The organism is Novosphingobium sp. 9, from assembly GCF_025340265.1.
Taxonomy (GTDB): Bacteria; Pseudomonadota; Alphaproteobacteria; order Sphingomonadales; family Sphingomonadaceae; genus Novosphingobium.
This window is the reverse complement of the sequence record NZ_CP022708.1, coordinates 207,805-223,498: the sequence shown is the minus strand read 5'-3', so window position 1 is coordinate 223,498 and position 15,694 is coordinate 207,805. Positions and strand designations below refer to the sequence as shown.

At 65.2% G+C, this 15,694-nt stretch carries 18 protein-coding genes; 7 read left to right on the top strand and 11 right to left on the bottom strand.

What is annotated here, in order from left to right:
* Positions 1–281 precede the first annotated feature (281 nt).
* Both serA and CI805_RS15605 read right to left on the bottom strand, forming a co-directional pair.
* Positions 282–1,868, bottom strand: a complete 1,587-nt coding sequence (gene serA, locus CI805_RS15610; RefSeq protein ID WP_260929071.1) for a phosphoglycerate dehydrogenase — start codon at positions 1,866–1,868, stop codon at positions 282–284.
* Between the two features lie 105 nt (positions 1,869–1,973).
* Complete coding sequence (locus tag CI805_RS15605) at positions 1,974–3,104, bottom strand: phosphoserine transaminase (RefSeq protein WP_260929070.1); 1,131 nt, start codon at positions 3,102–3,104, stop codon at positions 1,974–1,976.
* A 449-nt stretch (positions 3,105–3,553) separates the two neighbouring features.
* Here CI805_RS15605 and CI805_RS15600 point away from each other — a divergent pair, with 449 nt between their 5' ends.
* Both CI805_RS15600 and CI805_RS15595 read left to right on the top strand, forming a co-directional pair.
* On the top strand, positions 3,554–4,255 hold the full coding sequence (locus CI805_RS15600) for an extensin family protein (RefSeq protein WP_260929069.1): 702 nt from the start codon (positions 3,554–3,556) through the stop codon (positions 4,253–4,255).
* A 42-nt stretch (positions 4,256–4,297) separates the two neighbouring features.
* Positions 4,298–4,957, top strand: coding sequence for an SDR family oxidoreductase (locus tag CI805_RS15595; RefSeq protein WP_260929068.1), 660 nt, complete (start codon positions 4,298–4,300; stop codon positions 4,955–4,957).
* A gap of 7 nt (positions 4,958–4,964) precedes the next feature.
* Here the strand turns inward: CI805_RS15595 and CI805_RS15590 are convergent, their stop codons facing one another.
* The 6 genes from CI805_RS15590 to ykgO form a co-directional block, all read right to left on the bottom strand.
* On the bottom strand, positions 4,965–5,720 hold the full coding sequence (locus CI805_RS15590; RefSeq protein ID WP_260929067.1) for a proteasome-type protease: 756 nt from the start codon (positions 5,718–5,720) through the stop codon (positions 4,965–4,967).
* 55 nt (positions 5,721–5,775) lie between these two features.
* Positions 5,776–6,672, bottom strand: a complete 897-nt coding sequence (locus tag CI805_RS15585) for a transglutaminase family protein (RefSeq protein ID WP_260929066.1) — start codon at positions 6,670–6,672, stop codon at positions 5,776–5,778.
* A gap of 11 nt (positions 6,673–6,683) precedes the next feature.
* Positions 6,684–7,622 (bottom strand): alpha-E domain-containing protein, encoded by a 939-nt coding sequence (locus CI805_RS15580; RefSeq protein WP_260929065.1) that lies wholly within the window; start codon positions 7,620–7,622, stop codon positions 6,684–6,686.
* A 1-nt stretch (position 7,623) separates the two neighbouring features.
* On the bottom strand, positions 7,624–9,024 hold the full coding sequence (locus CI805_RS15575; RefSeq protein WP_260929675.1) for a circularly permuted type 2 ATP-grasp protein: 1,401 nt from the start codon (positions 9,022–9,024) through the stop codon (positions 7,624–7,626).
* A gap of 162 nt (positions 9,025–9,186) precedes the next feature.
* The gene (locus tag CI805_RS15570; RefSeq protein WP_260929064.1) at positions 9,187–9,861 is read right to left on the bottom strand and encodes an HAD family hydrolase; all 675 of its coding nucleotides are present in this window, start codon (positions 9,859–9,861) and stop codon (positions 9,187–9,189) included.
* 98 nt (positions 9,862–9,959) lie between these two features.
* Positions 9,960–10,085, bottom strand: coding sequence for a type B 50S ribosomal protein L36 (ykgO, locus tag CI805_RS15565; protein ID WP_004210176.1), 126 nt, complete (start codon positions 10,083–10,085; stop codon positions 9,960–9,962).
* A 231-nt stretch (positions 10,086–10,316) separates the two neighbouring features.
* Here ykgO and CI805_RS15560 point away from each other — a divergent pair, with 231 nt between their 5' ends.
* From CI805_RS15560 to CI805_RS15540, 5 genes are all read left to right on the top strand, one after another.
* Positions 10,317–10,850, top strand: a complete 534-nt coding sequence (locus CI805_RS15560) for a hypothetical protein (protein WP_260929044.1) — start codon at positions 10,317–10,319, stop codon at positions 10,848–10,850.
* Entirely contained in the window at positions 10,847–11,098 is a 252-nt protein-coding gene (locus tag CI805_RS15555) for a DUF4136 domain-containing protein (protein WP_260929042.1), read from the top strand. The genes CI805_RS15560 and CI805_RS15555 overlap by 4 nt, the downstream gene beginning before the upstream one ends.
* 77 nt (positions 11,099–11,175) lie before the next feature.
* Positions 11,176–11,766, top strand: a complete 591-nt coding sequence (locus CI805_RS15550) for a DUF4136 domain-containing protein (RefSeq protein WP_260929041.1) — start codon at positions 11,176–11,178, stop codon at positions 11,764–11,766.
* The gene (locus CI805_RS15545; RefSeq protein ID WP_260929039.1) at positions 11,763–12,905 is read left to right on the top strand and encodes a M14-type cytosolic carboxypeptidase; all 1,143 of its coding nucleotides are present in this window, start codon (positions 11,763–11,765) and stop codon (positions 12,903–12,905) included. The genes CI805_RS15550 and CI805_RS15545 overlap by 4 nt, the downstream gene beginning before the upstream one ends.
* 176 nt (positions 12,906–13,081) lie before the next feature.
* Positions 13,082–13,708 (top strand): RBBP9/YdeN family alpha/beta hydrolase, encoded by a 627-nt coding sequence (locus tag CI805_RS15540; protein WP_260929037.1) that lies wholly within the window; start codon positions 13,082–13,084, stop codon positions 13,706–13,708.
* A gap of 149 nt (positions 13,709–13,857) precedes the next feature.
* Here CI805_RS15540 and CI805_RS15535 read toward each other — a convergent pair whose 3' ends face one another.
* From CI805_RS15535 to CI805_RS15525, 3 genes are read right to left on the bottom strand one after another with little or no spacing between them, the layout of a single operon-like run.
* Positions 13,858–14,316: a cytidine deaminase gene (locus tag CI805_RS15535; RefSeq protein WP_260929035.1), complete on the bottom strand. Its 459-nt coding sequence runs from the start codon at positions 14,314–14,316 to the stop codon at positions 13,858–13,860.
* An 11-nt stretch (positions 14,317–14,327) separates the two neighbouring features.
* Positions 14,328–15,038, bottom strand: coding sequence for a glycoside hydrolase family 25 protein (locus CI805_RS15530; protein ID WP_260929034.1), 711 nt, complete (start codon positions 15,036–15,038; stop codon positions 14,328–14,330).
* Between the two features lie 9 nt (positions 15,039–15,047).
* Positions 15,048–15,530, bottom strand: a complete 483-nt coding sequence (locus CI805_RS15525) for a UPF0262 family protein (RefSeq protein ID WP_260929033.1) — start codon at positions 15,528–15,530, stop codon at positions 15,048–15,050.
* Positions 15,531–15,694 lie beyond the last annotated feature (164 nt).

Below are 15,694 nucleotides of genomic sequence, written 5' to 3'. Positions count from 1 at the left end.
TACAGATGTGCGATGACGGTATCGGACAGGAATGCCCGCCCAATTCCTATCCTCTCCATCGGCTTCCATCCTGTCACTTTATCTGCTGGTAAAGTGCCACAGGCGTCCTTCAGGATGCCGGGCAGGCAAAGTGACACTTTCCCTCTGGACCGTGTCAACTGTGTCAACTGTGTCAACCAGAGTGTCACCTTGCGTGTAAACACCCCGCCCCCGGACGCGAAAAAGGGCGGCGCCCTGCGGCACCGCCCTTCCCTGTCTCGTTAATCCAACCCGTTGAAGGATCAGGCGAACTTGAGCGCCTTGACCGTCTTCACGCCGGGCAGCGCCGTCGCCGCCTTGAGCACGTCGTCCGACACCGCCGTATCGACCGAGAGGAGCAGCACTGCCTCGCCACCCGCCGCACGGCGACCGAGATTGAACGTGCCGATGTTGATCGCGTTCTCGCCCAGCAGCGTGCCGATCCGGCCGATGAAGCCCGGCGCATCCTCGTTGACGATGTACATCATCGGGCCGGTCAGCTCGGCTTCGACCTTGATGCCGAACATCTCGACAAGGCGCGGCTCGACGTTGTTGAACAGCGTGCCCGCCACCGAGCGCTCGCCCGCCTCGGTCTTCACCGAAACGCGGACCAGCGTGTGATAGTCGCCCTCGCGCTCGGTCTTGACCTCACGCACTTCGAGGCCGCGCTCCTTGGCGAGGTAGGGCGCGTTGACCATGTTCACCGTGTCCGACTGGACGCGCAGGAAGCCTGCGAGAACGGCGGCGACGATGGGCTTGATGTTCAGCTCTGCGGCAGCGCCCTCGACGTGGATCGAAATGCGCGGCACCGAATCCACGGTCAGCTGACCGACCATCGAACCCAGCTCTTCGGCCAGCTTCATGTAGGGCTTGAGCTTGGGCGCTTCCTCGGCGGAGAGCGAGGGCACATTCAGCGCGTTGGTGACGCCGCCCGAGACGAGGTAGTCGGCCATCTGCTCGGCCACCTGCAGCGCCACGTTGACCTGCGCTTCGGTGGTCGAGGCGCCCAGGTGCGGGGTGCAGATGAAGTTCGGGGTGCCGAACAGCGGCGAGTCCTTGGCGGGCTCGGTCTGGAACACGTCGAGCGCGGCACCGGCGATGTGGCCGGAGTCCAGCAGATCCTTGAGCGCGGCCTCGTCGACCAGACCGCCACGCGCGCAGTTGACGATGCGCACGCCCTTCTTGGTCTTGGCGAGGTTCTCTGCCGAGAGAATGTTGCGGGTCTGGTCGGTCAGCGGCGTGTGCAGGGTGATGAAGTCGGCACGGGCGAGCAGCGTGTCGAGGTCGGCCTTCTCGACGCCCATTTCCACGGCGCGCTCGGGCGTCAGGAACGGGTCGAAGGCGACGACCTTCATGCGCAGGCCCAGCGCGCGGCTGGCGACGATCGAGCCGATGTTGCCCGCGCCGATCAGGCCGAGCGTCTTGCCGGTGACTTCGACGCCCATGAAGCCGTTCTTCGGCCACAGGCCCGCCTGGGTCTGGGCATTGGCTTCGGGAAGCTGGCGCGCGAGCGCGAAGATCAGCGCGATGGCGTGCTCGGCGGTGGTGATCGAGTTGCCGAACGGCGTGTTCATCACGACGACGCCCTTGGCCGAAGCCGCCGGGATATCGACGTTGTCGACACCGATACCGGCGCGACCGATGACCTTCAGATTGGTCGCGGCCTCGAGAATGGCAGGCGTCACCTTCGTCGAGGAACGGATGGCAAGGCCATCGTACTCGCCGATGCGGGCGATCAGTTGTTCGGGGGTTTCACCGGTGATGACGTCAACGTCACAGCCCATCTCCTCGAAGATACGGGCGGCGTTGGGATCCATCTTGTCGGAAATGAGAACTTTGGGCTTGGTCATATTCAGTATCCAGTCGTCATCCCAGCGCAGGCTGGGATCGCGGGCCGCAAGCGCGGCGCGTGGAGGAGAGCGGTCCCAGCTTTCGCTGGGACGACGTTGAAAAGTTCAGCCGGCCTTGACGGTGGCGTAGGCCCAGTCGAGCCAGGGGCCGAGCGCCTCGATATCGGCGGTGTCGACCGTGGCGCCGCACCAGATGCGCAGGCCTGCCGGGGCATCGCGGTATCCGGCTACGTCGTAGGCCGCGCCTTCCTTTTCGAGGAGGGCCGCGAACTTCTTGATGAAGTCGGCATCCGCACCTTCGACAGTGAGACAGACCGAGGTCTTCGAGCGGGTGCCCGAATCCACCGCGAGGTGGCCCAGCCAGTCACGCTCAGCGACGATCTTGTCGAGCGCGTGCGCATTGGCGTTCGAGCGGGCCATCAGCCCTTCCAGACCGCCCAGTCCCTTGGCCCATTCAAGCGCGAAGATCGCGTCTTCGACGGCCAGCATCGAGGGGGTGTTGATCGTCTCGCCCTTGAACACGCCCTCGGCCAGCTTGCCCTTCGAAACAAGGCGGAACACCTTGGGAAGCGGCCAGCTGGGGGTGTAGTTCTCAAGCCGTTCGACCGCGCGGGGGCCGAGGATCAGCACGCCATGGCCGCCCTCGCCGCCCAGAACCTTCTGCCACGAGAACGTGGCAACGTCGATCTTGGTCCAGTCGATGTCGTAGGCGAACACCGCCGACGTGGCATCGGCGAAGGCGAGGCCCTCGCGGTCGGCCGGGATCCAGTTGGCATCGGGAACGCGAACGCCCGAAGTGGTGCCGTTCCAGGTGAACAGCACGTCGTCCGACCAGTCGATCTTGTCGAGGTCGGGCAGCTGGCCATAATCGGCGCGCACGACGGTCGGTTCGAGCTGGAGTTGCTTGACGGCATCCGTCACCCAGCCCTCGCCGAAGCTTTCCCAGGCAAGGGCAGTGACGCCGCGGGCACCGAGCATGGTCCACATGGCCATCTCGAAGGCGCCGGTGTCCGAACCGGGGACGATGCCGATGCGGTGCGTATCGGGCAAACGCAGCACTTCGCGCATCAGGTCGATGCAATAGGCGAGGCGCGTCTTGCCGATCTTCGCACGGTGCGAACGACCCAGCGATTCGGTGAAAAGCTTTTCGGGGGAATAGCCGGGCGGCTTGGCGCAGGGACCCGACGAGAAGTGCGGACGCGCAGGCTTGCGCGCCGGAATCATAATATCAGTCATTTCTGACTCTCCTTACAGAGAGCACGCGCGGCGTTGGGACCGCGTGGCCCGGAGCCGCGTTTAAAGTGCGCTGGCGCCATGTCAATCGCACTTTGTCGAAACTGGAGGCCGGGGCGACGAAACGATGTTGTTTTCCACGCGTTGGCAAGCTGGAGTTAGGGTCAGGGCCCCTTACTCGCATCGTCGAGGTTTGAAGCAAAATGGCTCAGCACGAGAAGGGAAGGCGCAGGAATATGTCGATATTTCAAGACTTCCCGACGAAGTGCCGGGCCATTTTGGCCAAATCCCTGCGGGACGCCCGAATGGCTTCCATCTCGAACCAAATCACCCTTGGAAAGGCAAAAAGCCTTCCCGGCGGGCGATTTGCCCCGATATGTTCGCCATTCGGGCGCCTCGACGGTGCGAGTAAGGGGTCCTGACCCTAAGCCTTGGGGGGCACACTCAAGTCCATGCGTATAGACACGAAGATCCTGCTCGGAGGCCTGCCGGTGGTCCTGACACTGGCCTTGCTGAGCGGCTGCATCGGCGGTCAGGGAGCGCGCGATCGCAACGAGTCGCGTCGCCCGCCGGGCCGGATGCAGTCACGCCCCGCGCCGGTTCCGCGCGCGATCAGCGACCAGCAGTGCATCGCTGATCTCAGCGCCCGCAACGTGCAGTTCACGCCCCTGCCGGATCGCTATTACGGATCGGGCTGCACGACGCTGGGCACTGTCCGGCTGGTCAGTCTGGCGAGCGATTCGTCACGGATGGAAGTGACCAACCTTGGCCCCGTCACCTGTTCGATGTCAGAAGGCTTCGCCGGATGGGCGCGATTCGGCGTGGACCGCGCCGCGCGCCAGATCCTCGGCAGCCCGGTGGTGAAGATCGAGACCTTCGGCAGCTACAACTGCCGCAATGTCGCAGGCACCAACCGCCGCTCGGGCCACTCCACGGCCAATGCGATCGACGTCTCCGGCTTTGTGCTGGCGGACGGACGCCGGGTGACGGTGCTGGGCGACTGGAGCAGCGGCACGGCGGACGAGCGCGAGTTCCTGCGCGTGGTGCACGACAGCGCCTGCAAGCGCTTCGGCACCGTGCTTGGCCCCGGTTACAACAGCGCGCACCAGAACCACTTCCATCTGGAGGCCACGCCGGGGCACTTCTGCCGCTAGGCCCTGCCACTAAGCCGCTCGACAGACACAAGGAACACCATCATGAACATCTTTATCGTCGGCGGCGCAGGCAAGGTCGCGCGGCGGCTGATCCCGCTGCTGGCCGCCAAGGGCCACACGCCCCGCGCGCTGCACCGCCACCCCGAGCAGGCCAGCGAATTGCTGGCGCTGGGCGGGGAGCCCGTCGCGGGCGACCTCACGGCGCTGGACGCAGCCGCTCTGGCAGCACTGATGGCAGGCTCTGACGCCGTGGTGTTCAGCGCGGGCGCAGGCGGCGCCGGGATCGAACTGACCAACGCGGTCGATGGAAAAGGCCTCGAAACCGCCGTTGCGGCGGCCCGCATGGCCGGAATTACCCGGTTTCTGCTGGTCTCCGCCTTCCCCGAGGCCGGGCGCGGCACTGCGCCGCGCGAGGGCTTCGAGAACTACATGCGCGTCAAGAAGCTGGCCGATGCCCATCTCGCCGCCAGCGATCTCGACTGGGTGATCCTGCGCCCCGGCACGCTGACGCTGGAGCCCGGCACCGGCAGGGTCGAGATGGGCGTGGCCCTGCCCTACGGCAGCGTCACCCGAGACGATGTTGCAGCCGTGCTGGCCGCGCTCGTGGAAACGCCGCAGATACGCCGCCGCATCATCGAGCTGACCGAAGGTGCGGAACCGGCGTCGGCTGCCGTCCAGCGGCTGGCGCACGAATGGGGCTGACGCGCGCTCAGCGCTTGCCGTCGCGCTCCATCACATAATCGGGCAGGCCATCGAGCGCTTTCTTCAGGGCCTCGCCCCAGCTGTTGGACAGCGTGGCAAAGTACGGATCGTCGCCGTCGATGCGCCGCTCCTGCAAGGGCTCGAAGGTATCGCGCTCGACCACCAGCAGGTCGAGCGGGAGGCCGACCGAGAGATTTGCCTTCAGGGTCGAATCGAAGCTGACGATCATCAGCTTCACCGCCTCCTCGAAGCTCATGTCCTTTTCATAGGCGCGGATCAGGATCGGGCGGCCGTACTTGGTCTCGCCGATCTGGAAGAAGGGCGTATCGAAGCTGGCCTCGATGAAGTTGCCTTCGGGGTAGATCAGGAACAGGCGCGGCTCCATGCCCTTGATCTGGCCCGCCACGATGATCGAGGCATTGAAGGTGCCCGCCGCCGCGTGCTGGCCGTTGTCCTGCGCGGAGTTGGCGATCGTATCGCGCAGCAGTTCACCCACCGCCGTCGCCACCTGGAACATGGTGGGCGCTTCGAGCAGCGAGTTGTGCCGTTCCGCAGGCGCCTTGTTGCGCTCTTCCAGCTGGCTGATCACCGCCTGCGTCGTGGCGAGATTGCCCGCCGTCATCACCGCGATCAGTCGCTCCCCCGGCACCGACCAGTGGAACATCTTGCGGAACGTGGAAATGTTGTCGACGCCGGAGTTGGTGCGCGTGTCGCTCATCAGAACGAGCCCGCGATCCAGCACCATGCCCACACAATAGGTCATGTCGTATCTTAGTCCTGCAACCCTTATGAACGCCCCACCCCGGAAGCGCGGGCGATCAGCCGCCCTGCACCTGCTGCCCCGAAGACGCGGACTGGGATTGGGACTGGCCCGAATCCGACCCGGACTGCTGCTGCGCTTGGCTTCCTAGCATCTTCTCGCCCACCGATAAATGAACGGAGAGGCTGGTATCCCCCGCACCCACGGCAAGCCCGGTGACAGGCGCCGCTTCGGCATAGTCGCATCCGGTGGCGACGCGGATATAGCGCTCGTCCGGGCAGATGGCGTTGGACACGTCGAAGCCGACCCAGCCCAGCCCCGGCACATGCGCCTCGGCCCAGCCATGCCCGGCCTCCTGCTCGTCCTGCCCTTCCATGCGCAGATAGCCGCCGACATAGCGCATCGGGATATCCAGCAGGCGCCCCGCCGCGATCAGCACATGGGCATGATCCTGGCAGACGCCTTCACCGCGCACCAGCGCCTCTTCCGCCGTGGTTGCCGCATCGCTGGCGCCCTTGGTGTAGGCGATCCGCTCCCCCACCGCCTGCGAGAGGTGATGCAGCATGTCGAGCGGATTGGCGCGGTCGAGCGCAGTATCGCTCACCAGATCACGGATCGCCGGGCCGGGGCGTGTCAGCGCGGTGGGGCGCAGGAAACACCACAGCGGCATCAATCCCGAGTGCGAACCCGTCACGCCGTTGTTGTCCACCGTCTCCACCTCACCCCGGCAGGTGATGACGACTTCCTCCACGCCCGGATCAATCGAGACGAGCACGGTGCGATTGTCGTTCTGGTCGACATATTCCGCCTCGGGCTTGGCGCCGAGATAGCCCACCGACCAGTCGATCACGCGCTGGCCGTGGGTGGACTTGGGCCGCAGCCGCAGGCGTTGCAGCCCGTGCGAGACGCCCTGCGAGAAGCCGTAGCGAGTGGTATGGGCAACGCTGAGCAGCATGGTCCCGGCTCCTATTCGACGAAACGGTAATCGGCGGCGATGGCCGTGCCGATGCGGATATTGCGGGCGATGAAGTCCTGCAGGAATTCGTGCAGGCCGTGGTCGAAGATATCGTCGATCGAGGTCTGGTGCAGCCTTGCCCCGGCATCGCGCAGCAGTTCGTGCGCCGCCGTCTCGCGCCCGTACTGCTTGGCGAGCCCGGCCATGTTGCTGCGCACCTTCTCGTAACAGAAGGTCAGGCTGCGCGGGAACTGGCCGTCGAGGATCAGGAAGCGGGCGATGTCGCGCGGGTCCATGGTGCCGGCGTTCAGCCAGGAATAGGCCCGGTTGCCCGCCACCGAGCGCAACAGCGTATCCCACTGCACGTTATCGAGGCTGGAGCCGACCCATGCCACCGAAGGCAGCAGCACGTAGTACTTCACGTCCAGAATGCGCGCGGTGTTGTCCGCCCGTTCGATGAACGTGCCGATCCGTGCGAAGTTGAAGACATCGTTGCGCAGCATCGTGCCTTCCAGCGCGCCGCGAACCAGTGTCCCCTGCCGCCGGATGGTGGTGAGCACATCGCCCAGATCCGCCTCGCGCACGGGGCGCGCCAGCAGCGCGCGGATGGTCATCCAGCTTTCGTTGGTGGCTTCCCAGACCGAGTTGGTGATGCTGGTGCGCACCATGCGCGCGTTGGTGCGCGCATTCTCGATCATCTGCAGAACCGAGCCGGGATTATCCCGGTCGCGCAGCAGGAAGTTGAACACCTGCGGCCCGGAGAAATCATCGTGCCGGGCAGTATATTCGTCGAGCAGGCCGGTGGTGGTGAGCACCGACTTCCACTCCTCGTCCGCCGACTTGCGCGTCAGCGCAAGGTGGAAGCCGACGTCGATCAGCCGCGCGGTATTCTCCGCCCGTTCGAGATAGCGGCTCATCCAGTAGAGCCCGTTGGCAGCGCGTCCCAGCATCTTATTCGTCCAGCACCCAGCTGTCCTTGGTCCCGCCCCCTTGCGAGGAATTGACCACAAGAGAGCCCTTCTTCAGCGCCACGCGGGTCAGGCCGCCGGGCGTAATCTCGATACCGTTCGGGCTGACCAGCACGAAAGGCCGCAGATCGACATGGCGCGGCGCGAGGCCTTCCTTGGCGAAGATCGGCACGGTGGAGAGCGAGAGCGTGGGCTGGGCGATATAGTTCGACGGCTTGGCCCGCAGCTTCGCCTCGAACTCGGCCAGCTCCTTCTTTGAGGAGGTCGGCCCGATCAGCATGCCGTAGCCGCCCGATCCGTGGACCTCCTTGACGACGAGATCGGCCAGATTGTCGAGCACATAGGCCAGCGCCTCCGGCTCGGAACAGCGCCAGGTCGGCACATTGGGCAGCAGGGGCTTCTCGCCCGTGTAGAACTCGACGATCTCGGGCATGTAGCTGTAGATCGCTTTGTCGTCGGCGATGCCCGTGCCCGGCGCATTGGCGATGGTGACGCCGCCCGCACGGTAGACGTCCATGATGCCCGCGATCCCCAGCACCGAGTTCGGGTTGAAGCTGAGCGGATCGAGATAATCGTCGTCCACCCGGCGATAGATCACGTCGATCGCCTTGTAGCCGGTGGTGGTACGCATGCACACGCGCCCGTCGACGACGCGAAGATCGCTGCCCTCGACCAGTTCGGCGCCCATCTGGTCCGCCAGAAAAGCATGCTCGAAATAGGCCGAGTTGTAGATGCCCGGCGTCAGCACCGCCACCACCGGACGATGCCCGCGAAACGCCGGCGGCGCGCAGGCCCGCAGCGAATGCGCCAGACGGCGCGGATAGTCGGAGACGGGCCGCACCGGAACCTTGGTGAACAGCTCGGGGAACATCGACATCATCGTCTCGCGGTTCTCGAGCATGTACGAGACCCCGGACGGCGTACGGGCGTTGTCTTCCAGCACCATGAACTCGTCAGGGCCGGTGCGGACAAGATCGATGCCGACGATATGCGTGAAGACCCCGCCCGGCGGTGTCATCCCGATCATCTGCGTCAGGAACGCCTCGTTGTTGCGCAATGCCTCGATCGGCAGACGGCCCGAGCGGATGATCTCCTGCCGGTGATAGAGATCCTGCAGAAAGGCGTTGAGCGCGCGCACCCGCTGCTCGATGCCCTTGGTCAGCTTGCGCCATTCGGCCGCCGTGATGATCCGGGGGATCATGTCGAAGGGGATCAGGCGCTCCTCGCCCGCATCCTCGCCATAGACATTGAAGGTGATGCCGATGCGGCGGAAGAAATGCTCCGCCTCGGCGTCCTTGCGCTTCAGCCAAGCGCGATCCTGGGCATCGTACCAGTTCCGGAAATCTGCATAGGCAGGGCGGACCGAACCGTCCGCATTCAACATTTCGTCGAAGTTCTGTACCTTGGTGCCGCTCACTCGTGACTCCCGTTTGACCTTGTGATGCAACAAGGAAACGGGCTTGCCAAGCGGTTCCGCCGCGCCTGCGAAATAAAAATGCAGAAATTGCGAAGGCGGAATTACGACTATTTCAGTCGTTAATTGCCTTTAAGACACGTCGTTACCGGCAGGAGCCTCGACAGCCAGCAATCCGCGCGCGGTCAGGTCGGCGCGAAGCCCTTGTGCATCCGCGAAATGATGCACCTGCCAGCCCAGCTTTGCAGCCGACGTGATGTTCGCCGCATTGTCATCGATGAACAGCATGCGCTGCGGGGCATGGCCGAAGCGACGCGCGGCAAGATCGAAGATCGCCGGGTCCGGCTTGGCAAGCTTTTCGTCGCCCGAGACGACGATATCGCCGAACAGGTCGAACAGCGATTCGCTGGCCCGATATTCGCGCCAGAAGGGCGTCGCGAAGTTGGTGATGGCAAACAGCGGCGTGCCGCGCGCGGCCAGTTCGCGCACGATCTCGTGACTGCCGGGCACGTTGCCGGGGATCGTCTCGAGGAACCGGGTGGCGTAGGCGTCGATCGCCAGGTCATTGCCGGGATAGAGCGCCTTGCGCTCGGCCACGAGGTCAGCGAGTTCCTCGCCCGCATCATGGCGCGCGTGCCATTCCTCGGTGATCACCGTCGAGCAGAACCAGTCGAGGTGCGCCGGATCGTCGATCACCCGCGCGAACAGGCGGCGCATGTCCCACTGGACCAGCACCCGGCCCACGTCGAACACCACCGCATCGACTTGAAGGGCCCCGCCCCCGGCAAAATCGGCAACTGCAGACATCACAAGACCCCCGCGGTCAGGCGGGGGCCTCCTGTCGTCGGAACGGAGCCGTCCGCCGAAATGCTCCCGCGTGGTGACGCAGGAGCAGGCAGACTGGATCAGCCCTGACGCGCCTTGAAGCGGCGGTTGGTCTTGTTGATCACGTAAGTACGGCCACGGCGGCGGATCACGCGGTTATCGCGATGGCGGCCCTTGAGCGACTTGAGGCTGTTACGAATCTTCATGGGTCTATCTCGTCTGCGTTGGTCGGGCGGTTACCGACCGCCGGAAAATCGAAGCCGCGCCGTTACCGGTGCCGCCCGGCAAAGTCAAGCACGGCACCGCTTTTCCATCGCGGCTCCGGCACAACTTGCGACAGGCGTTCATTTGTCGGCAAGGCACGCTTGCCCTATATGCACAAACACGCTCGTAACCAAGCCGGTCTTTTTCGCCACAACCAGCAAAGCCTTCCAGCCATGTCCAAAACTGCCTCTTCCAGACTGACGCGCGTGGCCCTGCTGGCCGGTCTTGCCGCCACGATCACCACGATTCCCGTCGCTGCACAGGCGCAGCGGGGGCGTTGGGGCGGTGGCTGGGGCGCCGGTGGCTGGAACGATCCCTGGGGCTATAACGGCTGGGGCGCTGGCCCCTTCGATTCGCCGGGCATTCCCACCCGCAGCTTCGACCCGCGCGAGGGCAAGATTTCGGTCAGCCGCTTCCTGGCCTCGCCCGATGCCGCGCAGGAACTGGGCCACGGCATGGCCACCATCGCCTCGGATGCAGCCAAGGACGGTGCAGGCGGCGAATCGGACAGTGCCAACTTGGTCGCGCAGGACGACCGCCAGACCTTCGAGGCGGCCGTGATCGATTCGCTGGTCGGCGCCGGCTACGACACCACCCATCCGCATGCCGACACCGGCCAGTCGGTGGAAGTGCGCGTCAGCCGCCACGAACTGGCCCTGCCGAGCAGAAGAAGAACCCGATCAGCGGCAGCGCCGCGATGGGCGTGAGCAACTATGGCTCCGCCTATGGCCTTGCGATCAATGTCGATCTCAGCAAGCCGCGCTCCGCCCTCGTCTCCACGCGCCTCGACGTGCGCATTCTCGACAAGGCCACCGGCAAGCCCCTGTGGGAAGGCTATGCCACCATCGCCACCCGCGATGGCGACGACGGCTGGACCGAAACCAAGATCGCCAACCGCCTATCCGAAGCGCTGTTCGACGACTTCCCCAAGGCGGATACGCCCGGCAAGCCGTGAGCCCTATACGCCGGAGACACTGCTTGCCTCCGGCACGCAGACACCCCACATCGGTTGCTCAATTCAGGAGAGGTTCGATGCGGCAAGGCATTCTGGTGGCAACCACGGCAGCACTGGCCGCAACCCTGCTGGCAGGCGGATGCGCGGCGCCCGTCGGGCCGGTTTCGGTCACGCGCTTTCATGTGACGCCCGCGCCGATCGCGCGCGGCGCGATCCGGGTCGTTCCCGGCCCCGGCATGGATGCGCAATCCATCGAGTACCGCGACTATGCCACCGCGCTCGCCCGTGAACTGAACGCTGTCGGCTATACCAGCGGTGACGGTGGACAGGTGGCGATCCTCACACTGGAGCGCGAAACCGCCCTTCCGGCGCCAAGGCGCAGCCCGGTTTCGGTAGGCCTCGGCGGCAGCACCGGCAGCTATGGCTCGGGCATGGGAATGGGCATCGGCATCAACCTTGCCGGACGGCCCAAGCCCGCCGTCGCGACGCGCCTGCACGTCTTCATCCGTCAGAACGCCGACGGCCCCACCGTGTGGGAAGGCCGCGCCAGCTTTGTCGTGCGCGGGGATTCCCCGCTCGCAACGACCTCGCTGGGTGCTGCGAAGATGGCACAGGCCCTGCTCAAGGGGTTCCCCGGCAACTCCGGCGAGACTATCGAGGTCAAATGACCCAGATCCAGATCACCTCCGCTTTCGATTCCGGCAATATCGAAGTCCTCTCCATTGATGGCACCGAGGCGCGCCTTGCGGTTCGCCACGATCACCAGAGCGAGTTCTACCAGTGGTTCCACTTCCGCGTCGCGGGCGCGAAGGGGCAGGATCTGACGCTGCGGATCACCGATCTTGGCAAGTCTGCCTATCCGCTGGGCTGGCCCGCCTACAAGGCGCGCGTTTCGGAAGACCGGCAGTTCTGGGGCCTTGCCGAAACCAGCTATGACGCCACCGTCGAGGGCGGCACGCTGACGATCCGCTATCGCCCGGAAGGCGATCTTGCCTGGTTCGCCTATTTCGCGCCCTATTCGCTGGAGCGCCATGACGACCTGATCGCCGACGTCGTCGCCGCCGCCCCCGGCGTCTCGCATCGCATGCTGGGCACCACGCTTGACGGGCGCGCGATCGACTGCCTCGAAATGGGCGAGGGTCCGACGCAAGTGTGGCTCTATGCCCGCCAGCATCCCGGCGAATCGATGGCCGAATGGTGGATGGAAGGCGCGCTCGACGTGCTGGCCGATCCGGCGAACTCCGTGGGCCGCGAGTTGCGCCGCCGCTGTTCGTTCCATGTCGTGCCCAATGCCAATCCGGACGGCTCGTTCCGCGGCCACTTGCGCACCAACGCCGCGGGCGTGAACCTCAACCGCGAATGGGCCGAGCCCACGCCCGAGCGTTCGCCCGAAGTGCTGGCGATCCGCAATGCGATGGACGCGACCGGCGTCGACTTTGCGATGGACGTCCACGGCGACGAGGCGATTCCGGCGGTGTTCCTGGCAGGGTTCCACGGCATCCCCTCGCACAAGGACACCCAGCAGGCGGGCTATGACCGCTACGCCGAACTGCTCGACCGCCGCACGCCCGATTTCCAGCGCAAGCTCGGCTATCCCGAAGCGCGCGCAGGTGCGGCCAATCTCACCATGTCGACGAACCAGCTGGCGGAACGATTCGGCGCGGTTTCGATGACACTGGAAATGCCCTTCAAGGACAACGACGACGCCCCCGATGCCGCACAGGCGTGGAGCCCGGAGCGCTCGGCGCAGCTGGGTCGCGACTGCATGGCGACGCTGCTGGAATGGCTGGTCGGCTACGAAAACTGAGGTTTCGCGCGGTTCGGCTGTCTATCGGCCGAACCGCGCCTGTCCTTTCGGCGCATCGCCTCTTCGGATCGCCGCAAGGCTATTGTCTACCATATCAGTTATGATAAATTTGCTCTCACTCGGGACGTAAACAGAGTCGACCGGGCCCATTTCCGCACAGCATGTGGAGAGAGCCGATGACGATCTACCGTTACCCTGAAGACCATGCCCACCAACCGCTGATCCTGATGGTGCCGGGCGCCCCGCTCACCGAAGGGCACTGGATGACGCGCTGGAGCCGCTGGAGTGCCGATGCGCAGATCCTCGAACTCGGGCTGTGGGACGAACCGCACCGCAATACCTGGGTGAACAAGCTGAACCTCGCGATCCAGCGGGCCGACCGGCCCGTGGTGATCGTGACCGAGGATATCGCCGCACTGGCGCTGGCCTGGTGGGTGGAATTCGAGGCCGTAGGTCCCGAAAACGCCGTGACCGGCGCCATCATCGTCAACCCGCCGGACCTCGACCTGCCCGGCGCCGACGAACGCCTTGCCCGCTTCGGCGCAGTGCCGCGCCGCGAACTGCCGTTCCGCTCGTTCCTGGTCAGCGATCTCGAAGGTTCAGTCGGCCGCCAGCGCTCCCTCGCTCGCCTCGCGCGGGACTGGGGCGCCTGCCCGGTCTGCGACGACACCCGGCGCGGGTTCACTTCGGGCTGGATGCTGTTGCAGACGGTGTTAGGGCTGGAGACGAAGCAGCCCGCTCCTGATGCGCCCTTCGTGGGCGTGCTGCCGGGCAATGCGCCGGGATCGTCCCTGCGTCAGTGAAATCGGGGGAGGTTTGCCCTCCCCCACACCGTCGTCCCAGCGAAGGCTGGGACCGCTCTCAATGTCGCGCTAAATTCACGACGATCCCAGCTTGCCCGCAGGGCAGTTTATCCTGAGCGCCAGCGAAGGACTGGGATGACGATATGAGGTTATCCCCGCCCCGTAATCCCCAGATGCGCCGGACCGAAGGCGTGGGGCAACATCTCTGACAGGCGCATTTCCAGCGGACCCTCGGCGCCGTCGCTCCACACGACCGGATCGGTCCCGCCCAGTTGGGCAAGTTCGTTCAGCACCTGACGGCAGCGTCCGCACGGCGTCACCGTGTCGCCCGCGCCCGGCGCCCCTGCCAGACCGCCGGTGACGGCAACCGCCTCCAGCTTCGGCGTTTTGCCGGTAGACAGGATCTTGGCGATCGCCACCGTCTCGGCGCAGAGCGAGAGGCCATAGCTGGCATTCTCGACATTCGCGCCGGTGACGACAGTGCCGTCTTCCAGCAGCAGCGCCGCACCGACATGGAACTTCGAATAAGGCGCATAGGCCCCACGCGCGGCCTCGCGGGCGGTGGCCAGCAGGGCGTCGCGTTGCAGGCGGGCCGTCTCTTCGCTCATGATCTCATCCCTCAGGGCTGGACGACGACCCAACGCAAACCGTGCTCGGTCACTTCGTTGAGGTAGTCGGAATTGGCGGTCCACATCGTCCAGGGACGACCGGCATAGTCGGGCTGCACGCGATCGCGCACCAGCCACAGGTTTCGATCGAGCTTTGCGGAGATGTCGTAGCGGGACTGGAAGCGCGGCGTAACCTTCAGGATCACGGGCTTTCCGGTGTGCGTCTCGATCTGGTTGAGGAAGGTCATCAGCTCGCTCTCGACCTTGGCCTCGCTGACGTGCACCGGGCAATCGTCCGCAAGGCGGTCCAGCTCGACCGCAGGCGGCAGCATGGTAAGATCGCGCGGCACGGTGACGACGAAGTTCGCCGCCTGGTTCTGCGCGGGCTGGCACGGGTCGTAAAGATGCACCGCGCCCACCTGCAAGCCGGCTGCGCGCGCGTGCTCCAGATTGGCGACGAAGCGCGGATCGCGCGCAAAGGCGCTGGCGCTCGCATCGATATAGGCGAACTTCACGCCGATGGCCTTGAGCGAATCCCAGGCGATATCGCCATCGGCATCGCTCACTTCCACGCCCTGCATCGGATAGGCGTCATGCGGCGGGGTCCAGTGGCGCAGGTGCCACCAGGCAATGCCGCTGCCGACCGCCGCCAGCAGCGCCAGCACGATGACGACGATCAGGATCAGTCGGGCCTGCCCGACCCGGCGCTTCTTGCGAGCCATCGGTATTCTTCAGCCCCGGATATGAAGGACGCAGATCAGCGTGAACAGCCGCCGCGCAGTGACGAAATCGGTCTCGATCTTGCCGTCGAGACGCTCGATCAGGATTTCCGCCGCCTCGTTGTGGATGGAGCGGCGGGCCATGTCGATCGTCTCGATCTCCTGCGGCGTCGCCTTACGGATGGCCTGATAGTAACTCTCGCAGATCGCGAAATATTCGCGGATCGAGCGCCGGAACCGCGCAAGGCCGAGCAAGAGCGATTCGACTTCCGCGCCCGCCTCGTCGGCGATCTTCATCGACAGCCGCCCGTCGCGGACCGAAAGGTGCAGGCGGTAAGGCCCTTCATGGCCGCTCTCGAACGCACGCAAGGGCTTGAAAACGCTGTCTTCGATCAGGTCGAAAATCGCAATCCGCCGCTCCTGCTCGATATCTGCGTTGCGCCACAGAATGGTCGCCTCGTCGAGTTCGATGTGGGAGATGCGCGGATCGGCCATGATCCTCGAAGCCTTACGCGGTCACAGGGGTATGCGGCAAGGGAGCGGCACCTGAAAAAGCGGCAGGGGCAAATGGCCGCCGGACGGACCTGTCCCTCTCCGTCCACACCCTGTGGAAACAAATCATCCGGGCCGCAGCTTGAAGCCGGGCCGGTTCGCGCGCA